The sequence below is a fragment of the Martelella sp. NC20 genome, from assembly GCF_013459645.1.
In the GTDB taxonomy this organism is placed as follows: domain Bacteria; phylum Pseudomonadota; class Alphaproteobacteria; order Rhizobiales; family Rhizobiaceae; genus Martelella.
This window is the reverse complement of the sequence record NZ_CP054861.1, coordinates 3603703-3627029: the sequence shown is the minus strand read 5'-3', so window position 1 is coordinate 3627029 and position 23327 is coordinate 3603703. Positions and strand designations below refer to the sequence as shown.

At 62.5% G+C, this 23327-nt stretch carries 24 protein-coding genes; 6 read left to right on the top strand and 18 right to left on the bottom strand.

The window, feature by feature from the left end:
- Nucleotides 1-157 precede the first annotated feature (157 nt).
- A complete protein-coding gene (gene lipB, locus HQ843_RS17265; RefSeq protein ID WP_180897160.1) occupies nucleotides 158-874 on the top strand; it encodes a lipoyl(octanoyl) transferase LipB in 717 nt (238 codons plus the stop codon).
- A 5-nt stretch (nucleotides 875-879) separates the two neighbouring features.
- Here lipB and HQ843_RS17260 read toward each other — a convergent pair whose 3' ends face one another.
- A complete protein-coding gene (locus HQ843_RS17260; protein WP_180897161.1) occupies nucleotides 880-1263 on the bottom strand; it encodes a helix-turn-helix domain-containing protein in 384 nt (127 codons plus the stop codon).
- 190 nt (nucleotides 1264-1453) lie between these two features.
- Here HQ843_RS17260 and HQ843_RS17255 point away from each other — a divergent pair, with 190 nt between their 5' ends.
- The 4 genes from HQ843_RS17255 to fghA are packed head-to-tail and all read left to right on the top strand — an operon-like array spanning nucleotide 1454 to nucleotide 4348.
- Nucleotides 1454-2581, top strand: a complete 1128-nt coding sequence (locus tag HQ843_RS17255; RefSeq protein WP_180897162.1) for an S-(hydroxymethyl)glutathione dehydrogenase/class III alcohol dehydrogenase — start codon at nucleotides 1454-1456, stop codon at nucleotides 2579-2581.
- A complete protein-coding gene (locus HQ843_RS17250) occupies nucleotides 2581-3045 on the top strand; it encodes a GNAT family N-acetyltransferase (RefSeq protein ID WP_180897163.1) in 465 nt (154 codons plus the stop codon). Before HQ843_RS17255 ends, HQ843_RS17250 begins: the two co-directional genes overlap by 1 nt.
- Complete coding sequence (locus HQ843_RS17245; RefSeq protein WP_180897164.1) at nucleotides 3042-3500, top strand: YaiI/YqxD family protein; 459 nt, start codon at nucleotides 3042-3044, stop codon at nucleotides 3498-3500. Before HQ843_RS17250 ends, HQ843_RS17245 begins: the two co-directional genes overlap by 4 nt.
- Nucleotides 3501-3517: 17 nt before the next feature.
- A complete protein-coding gene (gene fghA, locus HQ843_RS17240; protein ID WP_180897165.1) occupies nucleotides 3518-4348 on the top strand; it encodes an S-formylglutathione hydrolase in 831 nt (276 codons plus the stop codon).
- 252 nt (nucleotides 4349-4600) lie between these two features.
- Here fghA and HQ843_RS17235 read toward each other — a convergent pair whose 3' ends face one another.
- The 14 genes from HQ843_RS17235 to eno form a co-directional block, all read right to left on the bottom strand.
- A complete protein-coding gene (locus HQ843_RS17235) occupies nucleotides 4601-5350 on the bottom strand; it encodes an ATP12 family chaperone protein (protein ID WP_180897166.1) in 750 nt (249 codons plus the stop codon).
- Nucleotides 5347-6012: an HAD-IA family hydrolase gene (locus tag HQ843_RS17230; RefSeq protein WP_180897167.1), complete on the bottom strand. Its 666-nt coding sequence runs from the start codon at nucleotides 6010-6012 to the stop codon at nucleotides 5347-5349. The genes HQ843_RS17235 and HQ843_RS17230 overlap by 4 nt, the downstream gene beginning before the upstream one ends.
- A 1-nt stretch (nucleotide 6013) precedes the next feature.
- Nucleotides 6014-7003 (bottom strand): RluA family pseudouridine synthase, encoded by a 990-nt coding sequence (locus HQ843_RS17225; RefSeq protein WP_180897168.1) that lies wholly within the window; start codon nucleotides 7001-7003, stop codon nucleotides 6014-6016.
- 62 nt (nucleotides 7004-7065) lie between these two features.
- Nucleotides 7066-7443, bottom strand: a complete 378-nt coding sequence (gene crcB, locus HQ843_RS17220) for a fluoride efflux transporter CrcB (RefSeq protein ID WP_180902159.1) — start codon at nucleotides 7441-7443, stop codon at nucleotides 7066-7068.
- Nucleotides 7444-7498: 55 nt separating this feature from the next.
- Nucleotides 7499-8473 carry a lipoyl synthase gene (gene lipA / locus HQ843_RS17215; protein ID WP_180897169.1) on the bottom strand — a complete coding sequence of 325 codons (975 nt, stop codon included), beginning with the start codon at nucleotides 8471-8473 and terminating at the stop codon, nucleotides 7499-7501.
- A gap of 148 nt (nucleotides 8474-8621) precedes the next feature.
- A complete protein-coding gene (locus HQ843_RS17210; RefSeq protein ID WP_180897170.1) occupies nucleotides 8622-8873 on the bottom strand; it encodes a GlsB/YeaQ/YmgE family stress response membrane protein in 252 nt (83 codons plus the stop codon).
- Nucleotides 8874-8946: 73 nt separating this feature from the next.
- Nucleotides 8947-10392, bottom strand: coding sequence for a dihydrolipoyl dehydrogenase (gene lpdA / locus HQ843_RS17205; protein ID WP_180897171.1), 1446 nt, complete (start codon nucleotides 10390-10392; stop codon nucleotides 8947-8949).
- A 68-nt stretch (nucleotides 10393-10460) separates the two neighbouring features.
- The gene (locus HQ843_RS17200; RefSeq protein ID WP_180897172.1) at nucleotides 10461-10697 is read right to left on the bottom strand and encodes a YdcH family protein; all 237 of its coding nucleotides are present in this window, start codon (nucleotides 10695-10697) and stop codon (nucleotides 10461-10463) included.
- A gap of 78 nt (nucleotides 10698-10775) precedes the next feature.
- A complete protein-coding gene (locus HQ843_RS17195; protein ID WP_180897173.1) occupies nucleotides 10776-11414 on the bottom strand; it encodes an SGNH/GDSL hydrolase family protein in 639 nt (212 codons plus the stop codon).
- Nucleotides 11415-11424: 10 nt separating this feature from the next.
- Complete coding sequence (locus HQ843_RS17190) at nucleotides 11425-12789, bottom strand: pyruvate dehydrogenase complex dihydrolipoamide acetyltransferase (RefSeq protein WP_371824622.1); 1365 nt, start codon at nucleotides 12787-12789, stop codon at nucleotides 11425-11427.
- A gap of 51 nt (nucleotides 12790-12840) precedes the next feature.
- Entirely contained in the window at nucleotides 12841-14235 is a 1395-nt protein-coding gene (locus HQ843_RS17185) for a pyruvate dehydrogenase complex E1 component subunit beta (RefSeq protein WP_180903259.1), read from the bottom strand.
- 16 nt (nucleotides 14236-14251) lie between these two features.
- The gene (pdhA, locus tag HQ843_RS17180; RefSeq protein ID WP_180897175.1) at nucleotides 14252-15274 is read right to left on the bottom strand and encodes a pyruvate dehydrogenase (acetyl-transferring) E1 component subunit alpha; all 1023 of its coding nucleotides are present in this window, start codon (nucleotides 15272-15274) and stop codon (nucleotides 14252-14254) included.
- A gap of 147 nt (nucleotides 15275-15421) precedes the next feature.
- Entirely contained in the window at nucleotides 15422-15742 is a 321-nt protein-coding gene (locus HQ843_RS17175) for an FtsB family cell division protein (RefSeq protein WP_180897176.1), read from the bottom strand.
- Nucleotides 15743-16141: 399 nt separating this feature from the next.
- A complete protein-coding gene (eno, locus tag HQ843_RS17170; protein ID WP_180897177.1) occupies nucleotides 16142-17416 on the bottom strand; it encodes a phosphopyruvate hydratase in 1275 nt (424 codons plus the stop codon).
- Here eno and HQ843_RS17165 point away from each other — a divergent pair.
- Nucleotides 17415-17555, top strand: a complete 141-nt coding sequence (locus HQ843_RS17165; RefSeq protein ID WP_180897178.1) for a hypothetical protein — start codon at nucleotides 17415-17417, stop codon at nucleotides 17553-17555. The two genes, eno and HQ843_RS17165, sit on opposite strands and share 2 nt — an antisense overlap.
- Before the next feature lie 68 nt (nucleotides 17556-17623).
- On the opposite strand, the gene kdsA is transcribed toward HQ843_RS17165, so the two are convergent.
- The 3 genes from kdsA to HQ843_RS17150 form a co-directional block, all read right to left on the bottom strand.
- The gene (gene kdsA, locus HQ843_RS17160) at nucleotides 17624-18463 is read right to left on the bottom strand and encodes a 3-deoxy-8-phosphooctulonate synthase (protein WP_180897179.1); all 840 of its coding nucleotides are present in this window, start codon (nucleotides 18461-18463) and stop codon (nucleotides 17624-17626) included.
- A 1-nt stretch (nucleotide 18464) separates the two neighbouring features.
- On the bottom strand, nucleotides 18465-19343 hold the full coding sequence (locus tag HQ843_RS17155) for a VOC family protein (protein ID WP_180897180.1): 879 nt from the start codon (nucleotides 19341-19343) through the stop codon (nucleotides 18465-18467).
- A 78-nt stretch (nucleotides 19344-19421) separates the two neighbouring features.
- Nucleotides 19422-23300 (bottom strand): autotransporter domain-containing protein, encoded by a 3879-nt coding sequence (locus HQ843_RS17150; protein ID WP_180897181.1) that lies wholly within the window; start codon nucleotides 23298-23300, stop codon nucleotides 19422-19424.
- Nucleotides 23301-23327: the final 27 nt, after the last annotated feature.

Genomic DNA, 23327 nt, shown 5'->3' with positions numbered 1-23327 from the left:
TTAGCAAAAGCGAACTCGCCACACAAGCGTCCATGACTGCTTTTTTTTCATTTCTACACGCGAACTGTGAAACCGCCCGGCCCGCCCGCTTGGGCCGGCCTTGCGCCGCTTGCCGTTCGGCCCCAAATCTGCGAGGAAAAGGCCGAAGGATGCCGACATGCAAAGAAGCGAAATCGAGACCCTGATGCACCCCGAGCCCGGCACGCCGCCGGTGCGCTGGCGGGTAAGCGAGGGACTGACGGAATATCCGCAAGCGCTTGCCGAAATGGAGCGCGAAGTGGACCTGATCGCGGCCGGAGAGGCGGATGAACTCGTCTGGCTGGTCGAGCACCCGCCGCTCTATACCGCCGGCACCAGCGCCAATGCGGGCGACCTGCTGATTGCCGACCGGTTTCCCGTCTATGACGCCGGCCGCGGCGGGGAATATACCTATCACGGTCCCGGCCAGCGGGTCGCCTATCTGATGCTCGACCTGAAGCGCCGCCGCCGCGATGTGCGCGCCTTTGTCGCGGCGATCGAGGAAACCATCATTCACACACTTGGCTCGATGAATGTGCGCGGCGAGCGGCGCGAGGACCGGGTCGGCGTCTGGGTCAGGCGGCCCGAGCGCCCGCCGCTGCCGGATGGCTCGATGGCCGAAGACAAGATCGCCGCGATCGGCATCAGGCTGCGGCGCTGGGTGAGCTTTCACGGACTGTCGATCAATGTCGAGCCGGAACTCGATCATTTCGGCGGGATCGTGCCCTGCGGCATTTCAGGCTACGGCGTCACCAGTCTGGTCGACCTCGGCCTGCCGGTGACCATGGCCGACGTCGACGTCGCGCTGCGCAAAGCCTTCGAGGATGTGTTCGGACAGACGGCGTCCGAGAGCTGAAGCCGCTACTGCAACGTCCTGTTGCCGGCCGCGAGAGCAACCGCGCGGGTGAGCGATACAGCGCCTCCGGCATCACTGTCGGAGCCGCGGCGGCAGGTTTTGCCGACCCGGTTGATCCCCATCACCATGTCGGTGAGATTACGCTCGGTTTCGGCGCAGTCCTGTTCCCAGTCGCCGGAAATCAGCCAGAACGGCCGCACGCCGAGAATATCGGCCATCCGCACCAGACGTTCGACGGTGGGTTCGCAGCGATCGCATTCCCAGTTCCTGAGCGTCAAGGGCGTGACGCCGAGCCGCTCGGCCGCGGCGTCGAGGCTGAGGCCGGCGCTTTCGCGGGCGGCAAGCAGGCGGCCGCCCAGCGTGTCGTCGGCGTAGAATTCCTCGTCCATCGCGCTTCCTTCCCGTGAACATCGCCGGTTCGCCCAGTCTTCCCCCTTCATAGACAATCCTGGCCAAAATCGCCAGCCAAACCGGAAGCTTTCCGCAAATCCACTTAAATTGGTCGCTTGCATACTTGCCGATGATGGAGCGCGCATGCGAAACTCCACCGGAAAACAATACGATGCGGGAGTAGCACCGATGGATGTACGCGCGGCAGTGGCTGTTGAAGCGGGAAAACCGCTGGAAATCATGAATGTCCAGCTTGAAGGCCCGAAGGCGGGCGAGGTTCTGATCGAGGTCAAGGCGACCGGTATCTGCCACACCGACGATTTCACGCTGTCCGGCGCCGATCCGGAGGGCATTTTTCCGGCGATCCTCGGCCATGAGGGCGCGGGCGTGGTGGTCGATGTCGGCCCGGGCGTGACCTCGGTGAAGAAGGGCGATCACGTTATCCCGCTCTATACGCCGGAATGCCGCGAATGCCCATCCTGCCTGTCGCGCAAGACCAACCTCTGCACCGCGATCCGCGCGACCCAGGGCCAGGGCCTGATGCCGGACGGCACATCGCGCTTCTCGCTCGATGGCAAGCCGCTCTACCATTATATGGGCTGCTCGACCTTCGCCAATTTCACCGTCCTGCCGGAAATCGCGCTGGCGAAAATCCATCCGGACGCACCATTCGACAAGGTCTGCTATATCGGCTGCGGCGTGACGACCGGCGTCGGCGCGGTGATCAATACGGCCAAGGTGGAAATCGGCGCGACCGCGATCGTCTTCGGTCTCGGCGGCATCGGCCTCAACGTCATCCAGGGCCTGCGGCTCGCCGGCGCGGACATGATCATCGGCGTGGACCTTAACAACGACAAGAAGGAATGGGGCGAGCGCTTCGGCATGACCCATTTCGTCAATCCCAAGGAGATCGGCGAGGAGATCGTGCCCTATCTCGTCAACCTGACGAAGCGCGGGGCGGATACGATCGGCGGCGCCGATTACACCTTCGACTGCACCGGCAACACCACCGTCATGCGCCAGGCGCTGGAAAGCGCCCATCGCGGCTGGGGCAAATCGGTGGTCATCGGGGTTGCCGGCGCGGGCCAGGAAATTGCCACCCGCCCGTTCCAGCTCGTCACCGGCCGCACCTGGATGGGCACCGCATTCGGCGGCGCGCGCGGGCGCACCGATGTGCCAAAAATCGTCGACTGGTACATGGACGGCAAGATCGAGATCGACCCGATGATCACCCATCTCCTGAAGCTCGAGGACATCAACAAGGGTTTCGACATGATGCACAGCGGCGAGAGCATCCGTTCGGTTGTCGTCTACTGATGACATTTACCGTCGATATCGCCCGCCTCGACGCGCTGACGGCGGGCGAGTTGCATGACGTCTTCAGGCTGCGGATCGAGGTATTCGTGGTCGAGCAGGCCTGCCCCTATCCCGAACTCGACGGCAAGGATCCGCAGGCGCTGCATCTGCGCCTTCTGGACGAGGGCCGGCTTGCCGCCTATGCCCGCATTTTCGCGGCCGGCGAAACCGCGCCTGAAGCCCGCATCGGCCGTGTCGTGGTCGCTCCCGGCTTTCGCGGCCGGCGGCTTGGCGAGCGCGTGATGCGGGAGGCGATTGCCGCCTGCGGCAAGCTCTCGCCCAGCGCCGATATCGCGATTTCCGCACAGGCGCATCTCCAGCGCTTCTATGGCAGTCTCGGCTTCAGCGTGACGTCGGCGGAATATCTCGAAGACGGCATTCCGCATGTGGACATGGTCCGCGCCGCCGAAAGCATCGCCTCATGATCTATGTCGATGCCGATGCCTGTCCGGTGAAACCGGAGATCATCAAGGTGGCCGAGCGCCACGGCCTGCCGGTCACCCTGGTCGCCAATACCGGCCTTCGCCCGTCGCGCGATCCGATGATCACCAATGTCATCGTCTCCGGCGCGTTTGATGCCGCCGATGACTGGATCGCCGAGCGGGCCGGCCTCGGCGATATCGTGATAACGGCCGATGTTCCGCTTGCCGAGCGCTGCGTTCTCGGCGGCGCGCTTGTCACAGGTCCGACCGGCCGGGTTTTCGACGAGGGCAATATCGGCATGGCCCGCGCCATGCGCGATCTCGGCCAGCATCTGCGCGAGAGCGGCGAGAGCAAGGGCTATAACGCCCCGTTCTCGCCCCGCGACCGATCGGCCTTTCTGCAGACCATGGAGCAGCTGTGCCGCAAGGCGAAATCAGTGACAAAACCCGCCGATTGAATGACGAAGGAATCGCAATGAACATTATTTCCGAAAACGCCGCCTTTGGCGGCATGCAGGGCGTCTTCTCGCACGAATCCGAGGTCTGCGGCACGGAGATGACCTTCGCCGTCTTCCTGCCGCCCCAGGCCGTCGAACGGCCCTGCCCTGTGCTGTGGTACCTCTCCGGCCTTACCTGCACCCATGCCAATGTCATGGAAAAGGGCGAGTACCGGCGCATGGCCGCCGAACTCGGCCTGATCATCGTCTGCCCGGACACCAGCCCGCGCGGGGCGGATGTCCCCGACGCGCTGACGGACTGGCAGATCGGCAAGGGCGCAGGCTTCTATGTCGACGCCACCGAGGAGCCGTGGTCAAGAAACTATCAGATGGAAAGCTACATCACCGGGGAACTGCCGGCGTTGATCGCGAAGAGTTTCCGGGTCGATATGGATCGCCAGGGCATTTTCGGCCATTCCATGGGCGGCCATGGCGCGATGACGCTGGCGCTTAAAAATCCCGGGCGCTACAGGAGCTGCTCCGCCTTCGCGCCGATCGTCTCGCCATCGACATCGGCCTGGGCGCAGGGCGCGTTCACGAAATATCTGGGGCCGGACCAGACCGTGTGGCGCAAGCACGATGCCTGCGCGCTGGTGGAGGACGGCGCCCGCTTTCCGGCATTCCTGATCGACCAGGGCAAGGCCGACAATTTTCTGGAGGACGGGCTGAAGCCGTGGCTGTTCGAGGACGCGGTCAAGGGCACCGATATCGACCTTACCCTCAGAATGCACGAGCGCTACGACCACTCCTACTACTTCATCTCGACCTTCATGGACGATCATTTGCGCTGGCATGGCGAACGGGTGTGACAGGGAACCGCTGAAACCGTGGGCCGGGCATCTGGCCCCGATGTGTACTGGGGCCTTGCCGCCATCAATCTCCCCCCTTGAGGGGGAGATGTCGCGAAAGCGACAGAGAGGGGTAAAGGGCATAAGCCGCGAGCTCCGTGCTCTCGGAAAGGGTTCACCCCTCTCTGCCCCTGTCGGGGCATCTCTCCCTCAAGGGGAGAGATTATGGGGGCGGGTTGAGACGCTGCGTACCACCACAGAGCTGTCCCATCGCTACCCCAGCGCCATAAACAGGTCGTGCGCGGCCTTCATGTCCTCGAACCGCTTCGCGCGCCGGGCGGCGGCTTCTGCGTCCTCGCCCCAATGCTCGATGGTCCAGTCTTCTTCCAGATTGGCAAGCGCCCAGGCCTCGTCAAGCGTCAGCCGGCCGCGCGCGAGCGCGAGCGTCGCCAGCGCAGAGCCGGTAAGCGTGGTCATGACGTGCAGGCTTCCGAGCGCGAAGGGGGGGCGATGCCGGTCTAACTCAACCATGAAAGCAGTAATGCTCTCAGACGGTTGCTCGGAAAACATAATCCCTTCCACGAGCACGAAACGCGCACCGAATTCCTCCGCCGCCCAGTCGAGAACCGGGTCCCAGCGCGCGGCCTGCCGCGCAACGAGTTCTTCGGGGCTCTCGGCGCGATAAAACAGCATGTCGTTGCCGGCATGGGCGATGATTTCCTCGAACACGGCATCGGCATTCTGTGTCACGCCGTCGATCACGGTGTTGGCAAGCCGGGTGACCGGCATTTTCGCCGGATCGATGACCTTCTCCTGCGCCTGCCATTCGGCGCGCACCATCTCGGCGGCGGCCGCCGTGGGCAGGACCAGCGGTTTGCGTCCGGGCGTCTTGACGCCGCGGCCATCGAGCTTGACCGCAACCCCCTCGCCATCCTGTGCAACGGTGGCGTTCTGATAGAATTTTTTCGGCAGTTCGGCGCGCATCAGTTCCTGCGAGCGGCGGATCGGATCGGTCTCGGTCATTGGACGGTCTTCAACACGAGTTTCAGGATATCCTCGGGGTTTTCCGCGATCGCGGAGGCGCCCGCGGTCGTAAGGTCGGCAGTTGCGCCATAGCCCCACGACACGCCGATCGCATCGGCGCCTGCGGAGCGGGACATCTGCATGTCGTAGACGGAATCGCCGATCACCAAGGTTTCGGCCGGATCGACGCCGGTCTCGACGCAGCATTCCAGCACCATCGCCGGATGCGGCTTGGACGGGCAGTCATCGGCGGTGCGCGAGACCACGAATTTGCGGGCATAGCCATGAAGATCGAGCATGTGATCGAGCCCGCGCCGCGACTTTCCGGTCACCGCCCCGATCAGGATACCGTCCTGCAGGAAAAGGTGCTCCAGCATCGGCGCGATCCCCTCGAACAGCCGCTCCTGCATGGCAGGATCGGCGCGCACGTCGGCGAACAGCGAGCGGTAATAGGCCATCATCTCGCGGCATTCGTCATCGATCGCCTCACGACCGAGCAACAGCGAAATCGAAACGTCGAGCGTCAGTCCGACAGTCGCGCGGGTCTTCTCGATGGCCGGGACCGGGTACCCGTAACGGGTGAAGGTGCGCGCCATCGATTCCTGAATGATGGCGATCGTATCCACCAGCGTGCCATCGCAATCGAACAATACAAGTCTCATGTCATTCCTTGTCGAGATCCACACGGTCGGCGTCGAAGCCGAGCAGGTTCCAGCTTTGCACCATATGCGCCGGCAGCGGCGCGGTTACCCGCAGGCGTCCGCCATCGGGATGGGGAACATCGATGTGGCGGGCATGGAGGTGCAGCCGCTTCTGGACGCCGCCCGGAAATTCCCAGTTGGGATCGTCATCGAAATATTTCGGATCGCCGATGATCGGGTGTCCGATATGGTGGGCGTGAACGCGCAACTGATGGGTGCGTCCGGTATAGGGCTCCATTTCCAGCCAGGCCAGCGTGTTGGCGGCAGTGTCGACAACCCGGTAATAGGAAACCGCGTGGTCGGCGTCCGCTTCGCCGTGCTTTGCGATCCGCATCCGGTCGCCATCGGGCGTCTGTTCCTTGACCAGCCAGGTCGATATCTTGTCCTCGCGCTGGCGGGGCACGCCCTTGACCAGCGACCAGTAGGTCTTCTTGGTGGTGCGGTGGCGAAAGGCCTCCGTCAGCGACTGCGCGGCGCGGCGCGAGCGGGCGATCACCAGAACGCCGGAAGTATCACGATCGAGGCGGTGCACGAGACGCGGCTTCTCGCCCTTCTTGTTGGTCCAGGCTTCCAGCATCTTGTCGATATGGCGCACGACCCCGGAACCGCCCTGCACGGCGAGGCCGGCGGGCTTGTTGAGCACGAATATCCGCTCGTCCTCATGCAGCAGCATGCGCGACAGCAGTTCGCCATCCGGTGAATGCTTCAGATCCCTGCCCGGTATCGGGCCGGATTTCCTGGGGTCGACATTCATCGGCGGCACGCGCACGGTCTGACCGGGCTCGACCCGCGTATCGCTTTTCACCCGGCCGCCATCGACGCGTATCTGGCCGGAGCGCAGGAGCTTTTGCAGCGCGCCGAAGCCGAGGCCCGGATAATGCTGCTTGAACCACCGGTCGAGCCGCATGCCCGCCTCGTCGTGATCCACCTTGATATGTTCAATGCCTGCCATTCGATACGACCCTTGTTCTCAAGCAACGGCTTCTATCGCATGAACGACCGGATTGAAACGGGCTAAAATATCATCCGTCCGATAGCAAGCCCCGCCCAGACCGCCCCAAGCGCCACCACCACGCTGCCGATGACATAGGCAACGGCCGGAACGACGTCGCCGCGCTCGATCATGTTCATGGCGTCGAGCGAGAACGACGAGAAGGTGGTAAAGCCGCCCAGAAAGCCGATCACGATGAACATCCGCGCCTCGGCGGACTCGTTCAGAACCCGCGCCACTGCTTCCACCAGCAATCCGATGAGCAGCGAACCGATGATATTGACGGCAAGCGTCCCCCAGGGGAAATTGACCGCCCCCATGCGCGTTGCCACAACGCCGACGAAATGACGCCCGACGGAGCCTAGCGCGCCGCCGGCGGCGACGATAAGTGCGTGTTGCAGGAAGATTGGCAAAGACCCTCTCCATTATTGCCGAAGGGAAGGATGAAAGCCCGGGTTACTCCGCCGCGACCATGGCAAGCTTCTTTGCACGATTTTCGCGAAGACGGGCGAAGTCCTCGCCGGCGTGATGGGACGAGCGCGTCAGCGGGCTTGCCGACACCATCAGGAAGCCCTTGGTATAGGCGACCGTCTCGTAGGACTTGAACTCGTCGGGGGTGACGAAATTCACCACGCGGTGATGCTTGCGGGTCGGCTGCAGGTACTGGCCGATGGTCAGGAAATCGACGTCGGCGGTCCTGAGGTCATCCATGAGCTGGAGCACTTCGTTGCGCTCCTCGCCAAAGCCGACCATGATGCCGGACTTGGTGAACATGTTCGGATCAAGTTCCTTGACCCGCTGCAAAAGCCGGATCGAATGGAAATAGCGCGCGCCGGGGCGCACCGTCAGATATTTCGATGGCACGGTTTCGAGATTATGGTTGAAGACATCGGGCCTTGCGGCCACCACGCGCTCCAGCGCGCCGGGCTTGCGCAGGAAATCGGGCGTCAGCACCTCGATCGTGGTTGCGGGCGAAGCCGCGCGAATGGCGTGGATCACCTTCTCGAAATGCTCCGCGCCGCCATCGGCCAGATCGTCGCGGTCGACGGAGGTGATGACGACATGCATCAGCCCCATCTGGCTGACGGCCTTGCCGATATTTTCCGGCTCGTTCGGATCGAGCGCGCCCGGTTTTCCGGTCGACACGTTGCAGAAGGCGCAGGCGCGGGTGCAGATCTCACCCATGATCATGAACGAGGCATGCTTCTTTTCCCAGCACTCGCCGATATTCGGACAACCGGCCTCCTCGCAGACCGTGACCAGCTTGTTGTCCTTCACGATGCCGCGGGTTTCCTGATAACCGCGCGAAACCGGCGCCTTGACGCGGATCCAGTCCGGCTTGCGCAGCACTTCGGTATCGGGCTTGTGGGCCTTTTCGGGATGGCGCACCCGCTTCGGTGCGTCGCCGGTCATGTCGAGAAGCGTAACCATCAACTCATCCTTGCGCGCCGCCGGGCCTCACCGGCCCGGTCGGCTTCGTTTTCTTACCGGATCGGATCCGCCTTTCGCAGATCCGATCCATCCTTTTCTCGTCGCATTTTCGCGGGCGCCAGACGATCCCGCCTGACTGCGAATTGCTTCAGCGCCGGATCAGACGTCCGACAAAAATCAGTATTACCGCGCCGATGAAACCGGCGATCAGATAGCCAAGCCAGCCGCCAAGGGCAATGCCGAATACGCCCAGAATCGCGTTAGCTACAATGGCGCCGACAATGCCGAGGATGATGTTCATGAGGATGCCCAGATCGGACTTCATGAACTTCTCGGCCAGCCATCCGGCGATACCGCCGATGATGATGGCGGCAATCCAGCCTACACCTTGTTCGTCCATAGAATGCGTCTCCCTTTTTTTGCTAGACGTCAACGCAGGTCCTCTCGTTCCCGCAGTCGCCAGCATAGAGGAATCATGCATTAAGTACACGGCCATATGCGTCGAGCACGCTTTCCTTCATCGTTTCGGAAAGGGTCGGATGCGGGAAGATCGTATGCATCAACTCTTCCTCCGTGGTCTCCAGATTCATGGCGACAACGAATCCCTCGATCAGTTCGGTCACTTCCGCGCCGACCATATGGGCGCCGAGCAATTCGCCCGTCTTCTTGTCGAACACGGTCTTGACCAAGCCCTGATCCTCGCCGAGCGCGACCGCCTTGCCATTGGCCGCGAAGCTGAAGCGGCCGACGCGGACGTCATGACCGGCTTCTTTCGCCCTGGCCTCGGTGAGGCCGACGGAGGCGACCTGCGGATTGCAGTAGGTGCAGCCGGGAACCTTGCGCTTGTCGAGCGGATGGACGTTCTTCTCACCCGCGATCTTTTCGACGCAGATGACAGCCTCATGCTCGGCCTTGTGAGCGAGCATCGGCGGACCGGCGACATCGCCGATCGCATAGATGCCCTCGACATTGGTCTTGCAGTAATCATCGATGACAATGCAGCCGCGATCGGTCTTGATGCCGAGCTTTTCCAGCCCGATATTCTCGATATTGCCCTGAACGCCGACGGCCGAGATCATCCGGTCGGCGGTGATCTTCTCGACCTTGCCGTCCCTGGTCTCGACATGGGCGGTGACCGAATCGCTCGCCTTCTCGACCTTGGCGACCTTGGCCTCCAGCATGATCTTGATGCCGCGTTTTTCGAGCCGTTTCTGGGCGAACTGGGCGATTTCATTGTCTTCGACCGGCATCACCTGCTTCATCACCTCGACCACCGTCACCTCGACGCCGAGCGAACGGTAGAACGACGCGAATTCGATGCCGATCGCGCCCGATCCCATCACCAGCAGCGATTTCGGCAGTTTCGCCGGCTTCAGCGCATCGAAATAGGTCCAGATCAGCTTGCCGTCCGGCTCTATGCCGGGAAGCGCGCGCGGACGGGCGCCGGTCGCGACAATTATATGTTTTGCGGCATAGACGCCTGGCCCCTTGGCGCCCTTCGGCGTCGGCGCCTGCGGCTCAACGATCTTCTTCTTTACCTCGGAGACGGTCACCTCGCCGGGCTTCGACAGCGTCGCCTCGCCCCAGATGATGTCGACCTTGTTCTTCTTCATCAGATAGATGACGCCGGCATTCATCCGCTCGGCAATGCCGCGCGAGCGCTTGACGATGGCGTCGAGGTCGGCCTTGACCTGGCCTTCGATCGAAAGTCCGTATTCCTTGGCGTGCTGGGCGAGATCGAGGACTTCCGCGGATCTGAGCAGCGCCTTGGTCGGGATGCAGCCCCAGTTGGAGCAGATGCCGGCCATGTGTTCGCGCTCGACGACGGCGGTCTTCAGGCCAAGCTGTGCGGCGCGGATGGCGGCGATATAGCCACCGGGACCGGCGCCGATGATGAGGACATCGTAGGTCTCAGACACGGGTGTACATCTCCTTTAAGGGGAGCCGGGCGAAAGCCGCCCGGCCCGCTTGAGGGATGCCGCCGCAGCTATTGTTTCAGCATCCCGTAGATTTCGTCCTTCAGAACCATCCGGCGCTTGCGCATTTCTTCCATATGCGCGTCATCGGTCGGTTCGATGTTTTCCTCCGCGCGATGGATCGCGCGGTTCACATCGTGATATTCGTCGAAGAGCTTTGCAAAATGCGCATCCTCGACCTTCAATTCGTGAATTCGGGCGGTGAATTCGGGGAATTCCTCGGCCAGTTCGTGCGGCGTGTTCGACATGGGTATCTCCTCTGATTGTCGTTGATACCCAGCCTAGCCGCGCTTCGTCTTCACTCCTTGATGTTGATCAAAAAAAATTCAATGTCCGAGCATCATTCGCACGATCGGCTCGATGCCGCGGCCGATCGCCCGGGTATTCCCGGCATCGAGATGGACGCCGTCCACAGGGCTTGCGCTCGCGACCGATGCGGCATCGTAGAAACCGCAGCCGAGTTCGTCGGCAAGCTCGCTGTAGAAGGTCGAGAGCATCTGCGACTGTTCGACGAGACCCTGCAGAAACCCCATGCCGGTATCGTTTGCGGTCGGCACGGCATGTGGCGGCGAGACCACGAGAATGTCCGGCGCCGTATGGTCGAAGGGATAGGGATGCGAACGCACGATCTCGATCAGGCGCTTCATGCCGTTTCGCGCGGCAAACGCGCCGCCCCCGGTCCACGGCTTCAGATCGTTGGTGCCGAGCATGATGATGATCAGATCGAGCGGCGTGTGGCTGCCAAGCAGCGTCGGCAATATCCGCGCGCCGTTGCGGTCCGCCGCCGCCGTATGATCGTCAAAGGCCGTGGTGCGGCCGCCAAGCGCCTCGGGGAGAACATGGACGCCCTCCCCCAGAGCCTTTTGCAGCACCATCGGCCAGCGGTCCTCATGCGCGTGACGGCCCTGACCGCTCGGATCATGGCCGAATGTCAGCGAATCGCCGTAGCAGAGAACAGACTTCATCGGTTCGCCCTCAGACCAGCATCGACATCGGGTTTTCGATATAGCCCTTGAACGCGGCCAGAACCTGGGCCGCAAGCGCCCCGTCGACGCAGCGATGGTCGGTCGAAAGCGTGACCGACATCACGGTTGCGATCGCCAGTTCGTCGTTCTTGACCACGGCGCGCTTCTCGCCGGCGCCGATCGCCAGGATCGAGGCATGCGGCGGGTTGATGACGGCGGCGAAATCCTTGACGCCCATCATGCCCATGTTCGAAACCGCCGTCGTTCCGCCCTGATATTCGGCGGGCTTCAGCTTCTTGTCGCGCGCGCGTTTGCCCAGATCCTTCATCTCGTTGGAGATGACCGAAAGCGGCTTTTCCTCCGCCCGGCGCACGATCGGGGTGATCAGCCCGCCCGGGATCGAGACGGCAACGCCGACATCGACATGCTTGTGGACGACCATGTTGCTCTCCGTCCAGGAGACATTGGCGGTGGGCACGTCGCGCAGCGAGAGCGCCATCGCCTTGATGATCATGTCGTTGACCGAAAGCTTGTAGGCCGGCTTGTCGTCCCTGACGGGGGCCGACTTGTTGAGCTGGCTCCTGAGCGCCAGCAGTGCATCGAGCTCGCAATCGACCGTCACATAGAAATGCGGCACGGTCTGCTTGGACTCGACCAGACGTTTCGCGATCGTCTTGCGCATGCCGTCATGCGGCACCAGTTCGTAGGAGCCTTCCTCGAACAGCTTGAGAACCGCTTCTTCGGAGGTTGCCTTCGCCATCGGGGCGGCGGCCGCTTCTTCCTTCGCGGCTTCCGGCCTGGCAGCAACCTTGCCGACGCCCTCGCTCTCGGCCTTCTCGATATCGCGCTTGACGATCCGGCCATGCGGGCCGGAACCGGACAGCGCCGTCAGGTCGAGACCGGCTTCCTTCGCCAGACGACGCGCCAGCGGCGAAGCGAAAATGCGCTCGCCATCGGCCTTGGGAGCTGCCGGGGCCTTGGGTTCGGGAACCGGCGTGTCGGAAGACGGAATTCCGCCCTTGGTAATTTCTTCCGCAGTTTCGTCGGAGGACGATTTTTCGGCCTTGGCCTCTTCCTTTGCGGGCTCTTTCGGCTTGTCGTCCTTCGGCTTTTCCGCCTTGGCAGGCGCTGCGCCGCCTTCAGCCGCCTTGGCAGCCTCGGCGACATCCTCGCCATCCTCGGCCAGAACCGCGATCAGGGCATTGACCGCCACGCCTTCCGTGCCGGCGGGCACGACGAGCCTGGCGACGGTGCCTTCATCGACGGCTTCGACCTCCATCGTCGCCTTGTCGGTTTCGATCTCGGCAATCACATCGCCGGCCGAAACGCTGTCGCCTTCCTTGACCAGCCACTTGGAAAGATTGCCCTCTTCCATGGTCGGCGAAAGCGCCGGCATCGTAATCTTGATGGGCATCTTGACGCTCCCTTACTTGTAGCAGACGGCCTTGACGGCATCGATGACTTCGCCAACATTCGGCAAAGCGAGCTTTTCGAGGTTGGCGGCGTAGGGCATCGGAACATCCTTGCCGGCGATCGTCATGATCGGCGCGTCGAGATAATCGAAGGCCTGCTGCATGACGCGGGTCGCGATCTCGGTACCGACGGAGGACTGCGGGAAGCCCTCCTCGACCGTTACCAGACGACCGGTCTTCTTGACCGATTCGATGACGGTCGGAAGGTCCATCGGGCGGATGGTGCGCAGGTCGATGATCTCGACATCGATGCCGTCCTCGGCGAGCTTCGCCGCCGCTTCGATCGCATAGGTCATGCCGATGCCGAAGGAAACGATGGTCGCGTCCTTACCGACCTTGTGGATGCGGGCCTTGCCGATCGGCAGAACGAAATCATCCATTTTCGGCACGTCGAACTTGTGACCGTAGAGGATTTCGTTCTCGAGGAAGATCACCGGATTGGGATCGCGGATCGCCGCCTTCAGGAGACCCTTGGCGTCAGCGGCGGTATAGGGCATGACGACCTTGAGACCGGGAATATGGCTGTACCACGAGGCGTAGCACTGCGAGTGCTGGGCGGCCACGCGGGCGGCGGCGCCGTTGGGGCCGCGGAACACGATGGAACTCTCCATCTGGCCGCCGGACATATAGTGCGTCTTGGCGGCGGAGTTGATGATCTGGTCCATCGCCTGCATGGCGAAATTGAAGGTCATGAACTCGACGATCGGCTTCAGGCCGGCAAGCGCCGCGCCAACGGCAACGCCGGTAAAGCCGTGCTCGGTGATCGGCGTATCGACCACACGCCTGGCGCCGAATTCCTGCAGCAGGCCCTGCGTGATCTTGTAGGCCCCTTGATATTCGGCGACTTCCTCGCCCATGACGAAGACATCGCCATCGGCGCGCATTTCCTCGGCCATCGCATCGCGCAGCGCTTCGCGCACCGTGGTCGACACCATTTCGGTGCCTTCCGGAATATCCGGATCGGATGCCGTCTCGACCGCCTTCGGCTGAGCGGGCGCATTTTCGGGAGAAGCCTGCGGCTTTTCTTCCTGCTCGACCTCGGGGGCCTTATCGGACTGTTTCGGCTGTTCGGAGGCTTCCGCCTTGCCGATATCGTCGGCGCTTTCGCCCTCTTCCAGCAGCACAGCGATCGGGGTGTTGACCTTCACGCCCTCGCTGCCTTCGGCGACCAGGATCTTACCGATCGTGCCTTCGTCCACGGCTTCGACTTCCATCGTCGCCTTGTCGGTCTCGATTTCGGCGAGCACGTCACCGGCGGCGACACTGTCGCCTTCCTTCTTGAGCCATTTCGTCAGATTGCCCTCTTCCATCGTCGGGGAGAGTGCCGGCATGAGAATATTGGTAGGCATGGTATCCCTCCCCGTCTTAACGCAGGATGTCGGTGTAGAGCTCGGACGCATCCGGCTCCGGATCGGTCTGGGCGAAATCGGCGGCGTCGGAGATGATCGATCGCACATCCTTGTCGATCGCCTTCAACTCGTCCTCGGTGGCCCATTCCTTGTCCAGCAGCCGCTTCCTGACCTGCTCGATCGGGTCGTGCTCGGCGCGCATCTTCTGGACCTCGTCCTTGCTGCGGTATTTCGCGGGGTCGGACATCGAGTGACCGCGATAGCGATAGGTCATCATTTCCAGAATGAACGGACCGTTGCCCTCACGCGCGAAGCTTTCCGCCTCTTCGGCAGCCGCCTTCACGGCGCGGACATCCATGCCGTCGACCTGCTTGCCGGGAATATTGAATGAAGCGCCGCGCTTGGAGAAATCGGTTTCCGCCGACGAGCGCGAGACCGAGGTGCCCATGGCATAGCGGTTGTTTTCGACAACATAGACCACCGGCAGCTTCCACAGCTCGGCCATGTTGAAGCTTTCATAGACCTGACCCTGATTGGCCGCGCCGTCGCCGTAATAGACCACGGCGACCTTGTCGTCCTCGCGATAGCGATTGGCAAAGGCAAGACCGGTTCCCAGCGGCACCTGCGCGCCGACGATGCCGTGACCGCCGTAAAACGCCTTCTCCTTGGAAAACATGTGCATCGAGCCGCCCTTGCCCTTGGAATAACCCGAGCGGCGGCCGGTCAGCTCGGCCATCACGCCGCGCGCTTCCATGCCGGTTGCCAGCATATGGCCGTGGTCGCGATAGCTGGTGATGATTTCATCGCCATCCTTCAGCGCCATCTGCATGCCGACGACGACCGCTTCCTGACCGATATAGAGGTGACAGAAACCGCCGATGAAGCCCATGCCGTAGAGCTGGCCGGCCTTTTCCTCGAAACGGCGGATCATCAGCATCTCGCGAAGAGCGTGCAGCTCCTGCTCGCGGTCGAATTCCGCGATCTTCGGGCTGTCCTGTTTTTTTGATGTTTTCCGTGAGCCGGACGCTTGTGACGCCATCAAGGCCTCCTTTAGTAAGGAAAGACGTGGAATTGGCAGTCACAATAGGCGGTTTTTTGCGGCACGGCAATGCTAGATTTAGCATCACGTATGACACACCAAGTTATTGATACAAAATATCAAAACTACAATTAACTTGATTTAAGTTTATTGGAGATGGCGCTCGAAAATGACGATCTCGTCCGGTTTCAGCAGGTTCAGCGCATAGCGCGCCTGCTCGTCAAGCGCATCCTTCATCAGCGAGCCGTCGGAGAGCATTTTCACATGCTTCTCCATCGCCTCGCGCTCGACCACAAGCTTCTGCAGCTTTCGCTCGCTCAGCGCCTTGTGGGCCTGGAAGCGCTCGCCGGCGATCAGGCCGTAATCGCCATGGATCGAGTGAAAGATGAAATAGCTCATGAAGCAGACAGTGATCGCTGGAACGACCAGGCGTCCATAAAACCGGGATTTATGATGTCGGGTCCACATGAAGCTGTCCGGAAGGCTACGCAAAACAATGGCTTCACAGTAGCGCTTGAACCTTAACCAAGGCTAAATCGGCGGACGATGTGATGAAGTGAGTTATGGCTTGCTGCCAGAAACCGACGTCGGCAATCAAGTCCCGGCTCAACAGCAACCAGGTGCTTGCTCAAAACGATGTCTCAGCTTCGTTCGACATCAGTTTCGCCCGAGGAACTGGCCGTCATCAATCTCCCCCCTTGAGGGGGAGATGTCGCGAAAGCGACAGAGAGGGGTGTCGGGCATGGGCCGCATACCCCGTGCTCTCGGAAAGGGTTCACCCCTCTCTGCCCCTGTCGGGGCATCTCCCCCTCAAGGGGGGAGATTATTGCCTGAAGCCCCGGGTGGCCCCTGGAGCTCGCGGAAAAATCAGCCCTTCAGGATCGACTTGCCGGCATAAACCGCCTGGGCGCCGAGTTCTTCCTCGATGCGGATGAGCTGGTTGTACTTGGCGAGACGATCCGAGCGCGACAGCGAGCCGGTCTTGATCTGACCGCAATTGGTGGCGACCGCGAGATCGGCGATGGTGGCATCCTCCGTCTCGCCGGAGCGATGCGACATCACGCTGGTGTAGCCGGCCTTGTGGGCGGTTTCGACGGCGTCGAGCGTCTCGGTGAGCGAGCCGATCTGGTTGACCTTGACCAGCAGCGAATTGCCGACGCCCATCTTGATGCCGTCCTTCAGCCGCTTGGTGTTGGTGACGAACAGGTCGTCGCCGACGAGCTGGCACTTGTCGCCGATCAGCGCGGTCAGTTCCTTCCAGCCGTCCCAGTCGTCCTCGGCAAGGCCGTCCTCGATCGAGAAGATCGGGTATTTGCCGATGAGATCGGCGAGGTAGGCCGCCATTTCGCCGGAGGAGAAGGTCTTGCCCTCGCCTTCCATGACGTATTTGCCGTCCTTGTAGAATTCGGTCGAGGCGGCGTCCATGGCGAGATAGACGTCGTCGCCCGGTCTGTAGCCGGCCTTTTCGATCGACTTCATGACGAAATCGAGCGCCGAGGTCGTGCTGTCGAGCGCCGGCGCGAAGCCGCCCTCATCGCCGATCGCGGTGTTGTAGCCGCCGGCCGAAAGCTCTTTCTTCAGCGTGTGGAAGATTTCCGAACCCATCCGCACCGCATCGCGCAGCGTGTCGGCGCCGATCGGCATGATCATGAATTCCTGGAAATCGATCGGGTTGTCGGCATGCTCGCCGCCATTGATGATGTTCATCATCGGAACCGGCAGCGAATGGGCGAACACGCCGCCGACATAGCGGTAGAGCGGCAGGCCGCAGGCGGTGGCGGCGGCCTTGGCGGTTGCCAGCGAAACGCCGAGAATGGCATTGGCGCCGAGGCGGCCCTTGTTGGAAGTGCCGTCAAGCTCGATCATGGTCTGATCGATTTCCATCTGGTTCTCGGCGTCGAGGCCGACAATCGCCTCGAGAATTTCGTTGTTGACGGCATCGACCGCCTTTTCGACGCCCTTGCCGAGATAGCGCTCGCCGCCATCGCGCAATTCCACGGCCTCGTGGGCGCCGGTGGAAGCGCCGGAGGGAACGGCCGCGCGGCCGATCGTGCCGTCTTCCAGATACACATCGACCTCGACCGTGGGATTGCCACGGCTGTCGAGGATTTCACGGGCGAGAATGTCGGTGATTGTCGTCATGTCTGTCTACCTGTCGACCTTGATGAAAATTGAAGAGACCACGCCACAGCGGTGGGGCATCGCCATGCTGCCGCCCCCTTGGGTGGAAGGCAGCATCGTCGCAACACTGAATAATGCAGTTCCTGTGCCCACACTATGACGAATGAAGAATTATTGGCGGTTTCAGGGCAAAAAACTGCCGCGAAACCGCTGGGAATGCGATCGAGCTTACCTTCCCTTTGCAACCGCGTCAAAAGCCAGCAGCTTTTCCAGAAGCCGCGGCATGTCGTCGAGCGGCACCATGTTCGGTCCGTCCGAGGGCGCGTTGTCCGGATCCTCATGGGTTTCGATGAAGACGCCGGCAACGCCGACAGCAACCGCCGCCCGCGCCAGCGTCTCGACGAATTCGCGCTGTCCGCCGGTCGAACCGCCCTGCCCGCCCGGCTGCTGCACCGAATGGGTGGCATCGAAGATCACCGGCGCGCCGGTGGCGGCCATGATCGGCAGCGAACGCATGTCGGAGACCAGCGTGTTGTAGCCGAAGGACACGCCGCGCTCGCACAGCAGCACATTGTCATTGCCGCTGTCGACGAACTTGGCGAGCACGTTCTTCATGTCCCAGGGCGCCAGAAACTGGCCCTTCTTGACGTTGATGACCCGTCCGGTCTTCGCCGCGGCTACCAGAAGGTCGGTCTGGCGCGACAGGAAGGCCGGGATCTGCAGTACGTCGACGACGGTCGCCACCTCGGCGCATTGCTCCTCGGTGTGAATATCGGTCAGCACCGGAAAACCGAACTCCGTCTTCAGGTCGGCGAAGACTTCGAGCGACTTGTCGAGCCCCATGCCGCGCGTCGCCTTGAGCGAGGTGCGGTTGGCCTTGTCGAAGGAGGATTTGTAGACGAGGCCGATCCCGGCATCGGCGCAGATTTCGGATAGCCTTCCGGCCATCATGAAGGCATGATCGCGGCTTTCCATCTGGCACGGTCCCGCGATCAGCGAGAGCTTGCCGGCATTGCAGAAGCTGACGGCGCGCGCGCCGGCTCCGGCGGTAACGGTTCGGTCGGTCATGCTAGTTTTCCCTGAATATGAAGGTCACGCCCTGGCCGGGCGCCGGCGGCACGCAGATGCTGTCGCCGGCCTGCCGCGAGGCGATGTCGTTGGTCCTGAGGATATCGGCGAGATTTTCCAGATCGGCCGCCGCGAATACGATTGCTGCGGGCTCGAGACCGCGACCGGCGCCGGAGCGGGCTATGCCATGGTTCCTGTAGAGGTGATCATAGGTAAAGACCGAAAGCCGCACCGCAAGCGCATCGGTGCTGAAGCCGTCGGGATGGATATCCGCTTCACCCGCGCCGGTGAGCGTTTGCAGCAGCGGCTCGAACTCCATCGGATTGTCCTCGCCCAGCAGAATGGCGGAAATTCCGGTCACGCCGTTCTGATGCCCCATCAGCGCTTCATCGGGAGCAAGCGATTGCATGCGCTCGCAGGTAAAGAAGAACAGATCCGGCGCGCGCAGATCGGCGGCGAAGGCGAGCCTGAAGCCGGCTGTCGCTTGCGCCCCATCGGCGCGCAGATATGGCCGCGAGAAGCTGAACAGTTCACCGACGCCAATCCCGGCCTCGGCGAAATCCGCGTGATCGGCCGCCGCGTCATCGCTTTTGAAGACAATGGCGGACAGACCGTCATCGCCGCGGCGAAAGCGATAGGCCCGGTCGCGGCGGACGAATTCGGCGCGCGCGATATTCTGGTCGTAGATCTGCTGGTCGGCGATGGCGAGCGGCTCGAGATAGGTCGAGTCGGCAAAATAGACGCAGGCATTCTCCGTGCCGAACGGATGCCGCGCCTCCGGCGCGACGGCGAAACCGAGCGCCGAGAGCCTGAGCCTCGCGGTTGCAAGATCGACGACCGGCAGAACCAGATGATCGAGAGGACGGTGGGAAAGCGACATGGCCCCTCCTTTTCGGGGCTCTTGATGGCACAGAAACGTCCTGTCCTCAAGAAGGTCCGTGACGCCCCTGGCGCAAGCCTACCAGATATAGCGCAATTTCGCCGATGCGATCAGCGCCGAATAGTCAGCGCCCCACTCGCCATAAGCGCCGAAGCTCAGATCGGCCTGCGCGGTGAGCTGGATTCTTGCAGCGACATTGGCGGCGACCGCGCTGCCGGTCGGTGCGTTGCTGGAAATCGAGAAGCCATAACCCGGCAAGGCCAGGAAACTCGCGCTGGCGTCGCCGCCGCCGCCATAGCGGTAGAGATAGGAGACGCGGCCATTGATCGCGAAGCGGCGCGCTATGTCGCCGGCTGCCGTGTCGAAACCGAGCCCGGCCTCGACCGTGCCCCGGAACAGGCCGACATCGGAATAGGCGAGCGCCGCGTTGCCATATCCAGCCGCCACCTCTTCCTGGTAATCGGGCGCGTGGGTATAGACCGCGCTTGCCCCGACAAACGGCATGATCGCCACGCCATTCTGAACGATGCGGCCGCCTGCCTCGATCCGTCCGCCGACGGTCGTCGCCGAATAGGAGCCGCGCAACTGGTCGACGGCATTGCCGAAGGCGACGGTGCGTTTTGTATCGATATTGTCGACGCCGCCGCCGAGGGCTGCGGTCGCATAAAGCCCCTCCTTCGACTGTGTCACGCCGTTGATGGCGGCATGGAAACTCTGCGCGTCCGCCGTGCCGTCCTGCTCTGTCTGCTTGTAGGTCGAGCTTCCGCCGCCGAACACGATGCCGATCGCATTGGCGTCGTCGAGCCGCGCCAGATAGCCGCCCTCGACCATGCTGCTGTCGATATCCGCGCCGGAATTGCCGGCCTGGGCATCGCCGTCAACGCTGGAACTTCCGCCGTTATATTCGAGCCAGCCGGTATTGACCGGGTTGAGCGAGGCGAAAACCGAACGGCGGCGCTGTGCCGACCAGTCCCAGCGCGGGTCGCCCGCCGCGCCCGCATAGCCATCCAGCCCGCCGACCGCCCAATAGGCAAGCCCGGACGTTGCCGCGGGCGCATTCTGCACCGCATCGTCGTCGGCATCCTTTTCCACCGGACGCCAGCCGGCCAGAAGCCGGTTGGGATTGGACGAGCGGCGCAGGAAACTGTCCATCCCGAGCGTTGCCGTCATCGTTGCATTGATGCCGAGTTCGCCGCCAAGCGTCGTCATCGCCGCCTCGTAGGCCTGGCCGGATTGCAGCATGCCGGCGGCAAGCGTGCCTTGGAGCGCCACGCCATCGTTGAAAGCGCTGACGAGCGCTGTGTTGACGCCCTGGCCGAGAGCGGAGAAATTGAAATTGCCGCCGACATAGGCAAGCCCGAGCTTAAGGGCATTGTCCTCTTCGCTCAGCGATCCGCGAAACTGGGACGGCAAGGCATCGAGCGAGGCATCATAGGTGCCGGTGATATCGCCGGCCTGCAGCAGCGTGTATTCCTTCTTCAGAACCCCGCCCTGATCGAAGTCGAGATCGATCTCGGTGTCGTCGAAGGCGACCGTGCCGGTAACGAGCGCCGGTTCCTGATTGACCGTGATCACCGCGACATAGGTCGCGCCGGCATCGAAATCGAGATCGCCATCGACCGTGATCGCGCCCTGGTCGTCGCCCGCGCGGAAAGTGCCGCCGGTGCTGACATGGGTATCGCCGATGATGCCGGAGCCGCCGAGGATAGCACCGCTCGCAACTTCAGCGGTGGCGCCGCGCAGATCGGCGTCGATATCGAGCGAACCGCCCGCCGCCTCGAGCGAACCGGTGAAATCCGCGCTATCGGTGGAAAGGTTGAGCTCGCCCGGCCCCTTCTGCACCAAAGCACCATCGCCGCTCAGCGCGCCGCGGAATTCGATATCGTCGGAGCGGGCAAAGCTCAGCGTGCCGCCGGATTCAACGGCGACATCGCCGCCGAGCGTGCCTGTCGTGCCGCCGGCGCCGACCTGAATTTCAGCGCCGGAGCCGATCGAGGTCAGGCCACTATTGGTATTGTCGGCGGTCAGGATCGTCGTGCCGGAAAGCGCGCTGATCTGGCCGGTTCCGCTGATCGTCGGCGCGAAGACATAGTCGGACGAGGTATGGTTGAAGATGAGCAGGCCGTTGCCCTGGCCGAAGGCGATGGTGGGTATCGCCACTTCGCCCGGCGCGACAGCGCTACCGACACCCGGAATGCCGCCAATGACAAGACCGCCCTGGGAGCCGCTTGCGGCGGCAAGAACAAGACTGTCGGCTATCACGACACCGTTTTCGGCAACGTCGAGAACGCCGGAGCCGCCATTGCCGACCACAAGGCCGCCATTGACCGTCCAGGTGCCGCCATAGACTTCGGCAAGGCCGATCGATCCCGCCGTATCGGCCACAACGCTTGCCGTGCTGATGGCCGTCGCCCCGGTCGTGACCGAGAACAGACCCGTGCCGCCTGCGCCGACAGTGATGCCGCCGTCGACATCCCAGCTCGAGCCGGCTCCAGAGACCAGCACCCCGCCGCTCCCGGACGCCGAAGCGCCGAGTACGGCCGTTTTGTTTGTCACCGTCGCGCCGCTATCGATAACAAGAAGGCCGGTGCCATCCTGGCCGACAGTGAGATTGGAGGTGTTGGTCCAGATGCCGCCGGTCGTCAGCGCGACGCCGCCCTCGCTGCCGACGTCGCGGCCGATGACGCCGCCATTGGAGTTCAGCGTGGCGCTATCGAAAATGCCGAGCGCGCCAACGCCATCGGCGGCGACCGTCATCCGGTTGGTCAGCGTGACGCTGCTGCCGGCACCGATAATTCCCAATGCGCCCTCACCCGCTGTATTGACGCCCAGCATCGCGTAGTCGGCGGTCACAGTTGCGCCTTCCGACACGGTAAGGATGCCTTCGCCGGAATTGCCGACCTTCAACGCCCCCGAAAGCTGCAACGCTGTCCCGGAGCCATCGATCGTGACCGTGCCTTCGCCGCCGGTGACATAGCCGACCGTCATGTTGCTGGCGGTCATGGTCGCGCCTGAAAGAACGGAAAGCTCGCCCGATCCGCCGGAACCGCTGCCCGTCACGCTGCCGCCGATCGCGATGTCATTATAGACGTTCCAGAGCGATCCCGCGCCCGTAACGGTCGCGGTATTCCCTGTGGAGGAACTGTATTGGCCGATGCTGAGCGAACCGCTGATCGCGTGGCCGCCGTCGCGGATGACGACCGATCCCGTTCCCGACTTCCCCAATATCAGGTCGCCATAGCCGTTCCATTCGGAGTTCGCCCCGGTAATGACCACCGTACCGTTGCTGGATTCAATGTTGCCTATGATCGTTGCGTTCGATTCGAACTTGGCGCCATTGGTGACATTCAGCTGGCCGACGCCCTCATTGCCGATAAAGACGCTGTAGGCACCCGTTCCGTAGGTGCGGATCTGCGTTCCAGCGCCATCCAGATTCAATGTGCCGTTGGCCGTCGTGCTGGCATTGCCGAGGCTGATCGCTCCCGCCTGCCCCTGCGCACCCGCCTGCAGCGAAAGAACGCCGACACCCGAACCGCCGACAATGATGGATGTGTCGAACTGGATCGCACTCCCTGCCCCCGAGATGATCACGGTACCGTTTGCGCTGGCCGAAGAGCCGATGGTCACGGTTTCCCCGCTCACCGTGGCATTCGACGTCAGCAGGCCGGACGCGGTATCGCCCACGATGAGAGTGCTGATATATTCCGTGCCGCGGTCAGGCGTCAGGACGGGAGCGTTGTTCAGCGTATCGATGGTTACGTTATCACCGGATTTCGGCGGAAGCGGCGGCGGGCTGCCGTCGACCGTCCAGTTGGTTGTCGCATACCAGTCGGTGGAGGTCGCGCCGGTCCACTGGAAATCGGCGGCCAGACCCGGCGCGCCCCAGGCAACAAGAAGTGCAGAAGAACTTAAGAATACCGCCTTCGCAGCGCCCTGCCGAAATTTCAAACCACGCATTACCTACCCCTTGCGACCAAGACACCC

What these genes read in the sequence shown, in the direction of transcription:
- eno (WP_180897177.1), bottom strand. Translation starts at nt 17,416, where the DNA reads ATGACGACAATCACCGACATTCTCGCCCGTGAAATCCTCGACAGCCGT.
- HQ843_RS17260 (WP_180897161.1), bottom strand. Translation starts at nt 1,263, where the DNA reads ATGGACGAGGAATTCTACGCCGACGACACGCTGGGCGGCCGCCTGCTT.
- HQ843_RS17150 (WP_180897181.1), bottom strand. Translation starts at nt 23,300, where the DNA reads ATGCGTGGTTTGAAATTTCGGCAGGGCGCTGCGAAGGCGGTATTCTTA.
- HQ843_RS17235 (WP_180897166.1), bottom strand. Translation starts at nt 5,350, where the DNA reads ATGACCGAGACCGATCCGATCCGCCGCTCGCAGGAACTGATGCGCGCC.
- HQ843_RS17200 (WP_180897172.1), bottom strand. Translation starts at nt 10,697, where the DNA reads ATGTCGAACACGCCGCACGAACTGGCCGAGGAATTCCCCGAATTCACC.
- HQ843_RS17185 (WP_180903259.1), bottom strand. Translation starts at nt 14,235, where the DNA reads ATGCCTACCAATATTCTCATGCCGGCACTCTCCCCGACGATGGAAGAG.
- HQ843_RS17165 (WP_180897178.1), top strand. Translation starts at nt 17,415, where the DNA reads ATGTCTGTCTACCTGTCGACCTTGATGAAAATTGAAGAGACCACGCCA.
- HQ843_RS17190 (WP_371824622.1), bottom strand. Translation starts at nt 12,789, where the DNA reads ATGGAAGAGGGCAATCTTTCCAAGTGGCTGGTCAAGGAAGGCGACAGC.
- fghA (WP_180897165.1), top strand. Translation starts at nt 3,518, where the DNA reads ATGAACATTATTTCCGAAAACGCCGCCTTTGGCGGCATGCAGGGCGTC.
- pdhA (WP_180897175.1), bottom strand. Translation starts at nt 15,274, where the DNA reads ATGGCGTCACAAGCGTCCGGCTCACGGAAAACATCAAAAAAACAGGAC.
- HQ843_RS17245 (WP_180897164.1), top strand. Translation starts at nt 3,042, where the DNA reads ATGATCTATGTCGATGCCGATGCCTGTCCGGTGAAACCGGAGATCATC.
- HQ843_RS17230 (WP_180897167.1), bottom strand. Translation starts at nt 6,012, where the DNA reads ATGAGACTTGTATTGTTCGATTGCGATGGCACGCTGGTGGATACGATC.
- HQ843_RS17195 (WP_180897173.1), bottom strand. Translation starts at nt 11,414, where the DNA reads ATGAAGTCTGTTCTCTGCTACGGCGATTCGCTGACATTCGGCCATGAT.
- HQ843_RS17155 (WP_180897180.1), bottom strand. Translation starts at nt 19,343, where the DNA reads ATGTCGCTTTCCCACCGTCCTCTCGATCATCTGGTTCTGCCGGTCGTC.
- HQ843_RS17255 (WP_180897162.1), top strand. Translation starts at nt 1,454, where the DNA reads ATGGATGTACGCGCGGCAGTGGCTGTTGAAGCGGGAAAACCGCTGGAA.
- HQ843_RS17175 (WP_180897176.1), bottom strand. Translation starts at nt 15,742, where the DNA reads ATGTGGACCCGACATCATAAATCCCGGTTTTATGGACGCCTGGTCGTT.
- lipA (WP_180897169.1), bottom strand. Translation starts at nt 8,473, where the DNA reads ATGGTTACGCTTCTCGACATGACCGGCGACGCACCGAAGCGGGTGCGC.
- HQ843_RS17210 (WP_180897170.1), bottom strand. Translation starts at nt 8,873, where the DNA reads ATGGACGAACAAGGTGTAGGCTGGATTGCCGCCATCATCATCGGCGGT.
- HQ843_RS17250 (WP_180897163.1), top strand. Translation starts at nt 2,581, where the DNA reads ATGACATTTACCGTCGATATCGCCCGCCTCGACGCGCTGACGGCGGGC.
- kdsA (WP_180897179.1), bottom strand. Translation starts at nt 18,463, where the DNA reads ATGACCGACCGAACCGTTACCGCCGGAGCCGGCGCGCGCGCCGTCAGC.
- lipB (WP_180897160.1), top strand. Translation starts at nt 158, where the DNA reads ATGCAAAGAAGCGAAATCGAGACCCTGATGCACCCCGAGCCCGGCACG.
- HQ843_RS17225 (WP_180897168.1), bottom strand. Translation starts at nt 7,003, where the DNA reads ATGGCAGGCATTGAACATATCAAGGTGGATCACGACGAGGCGGGCATG.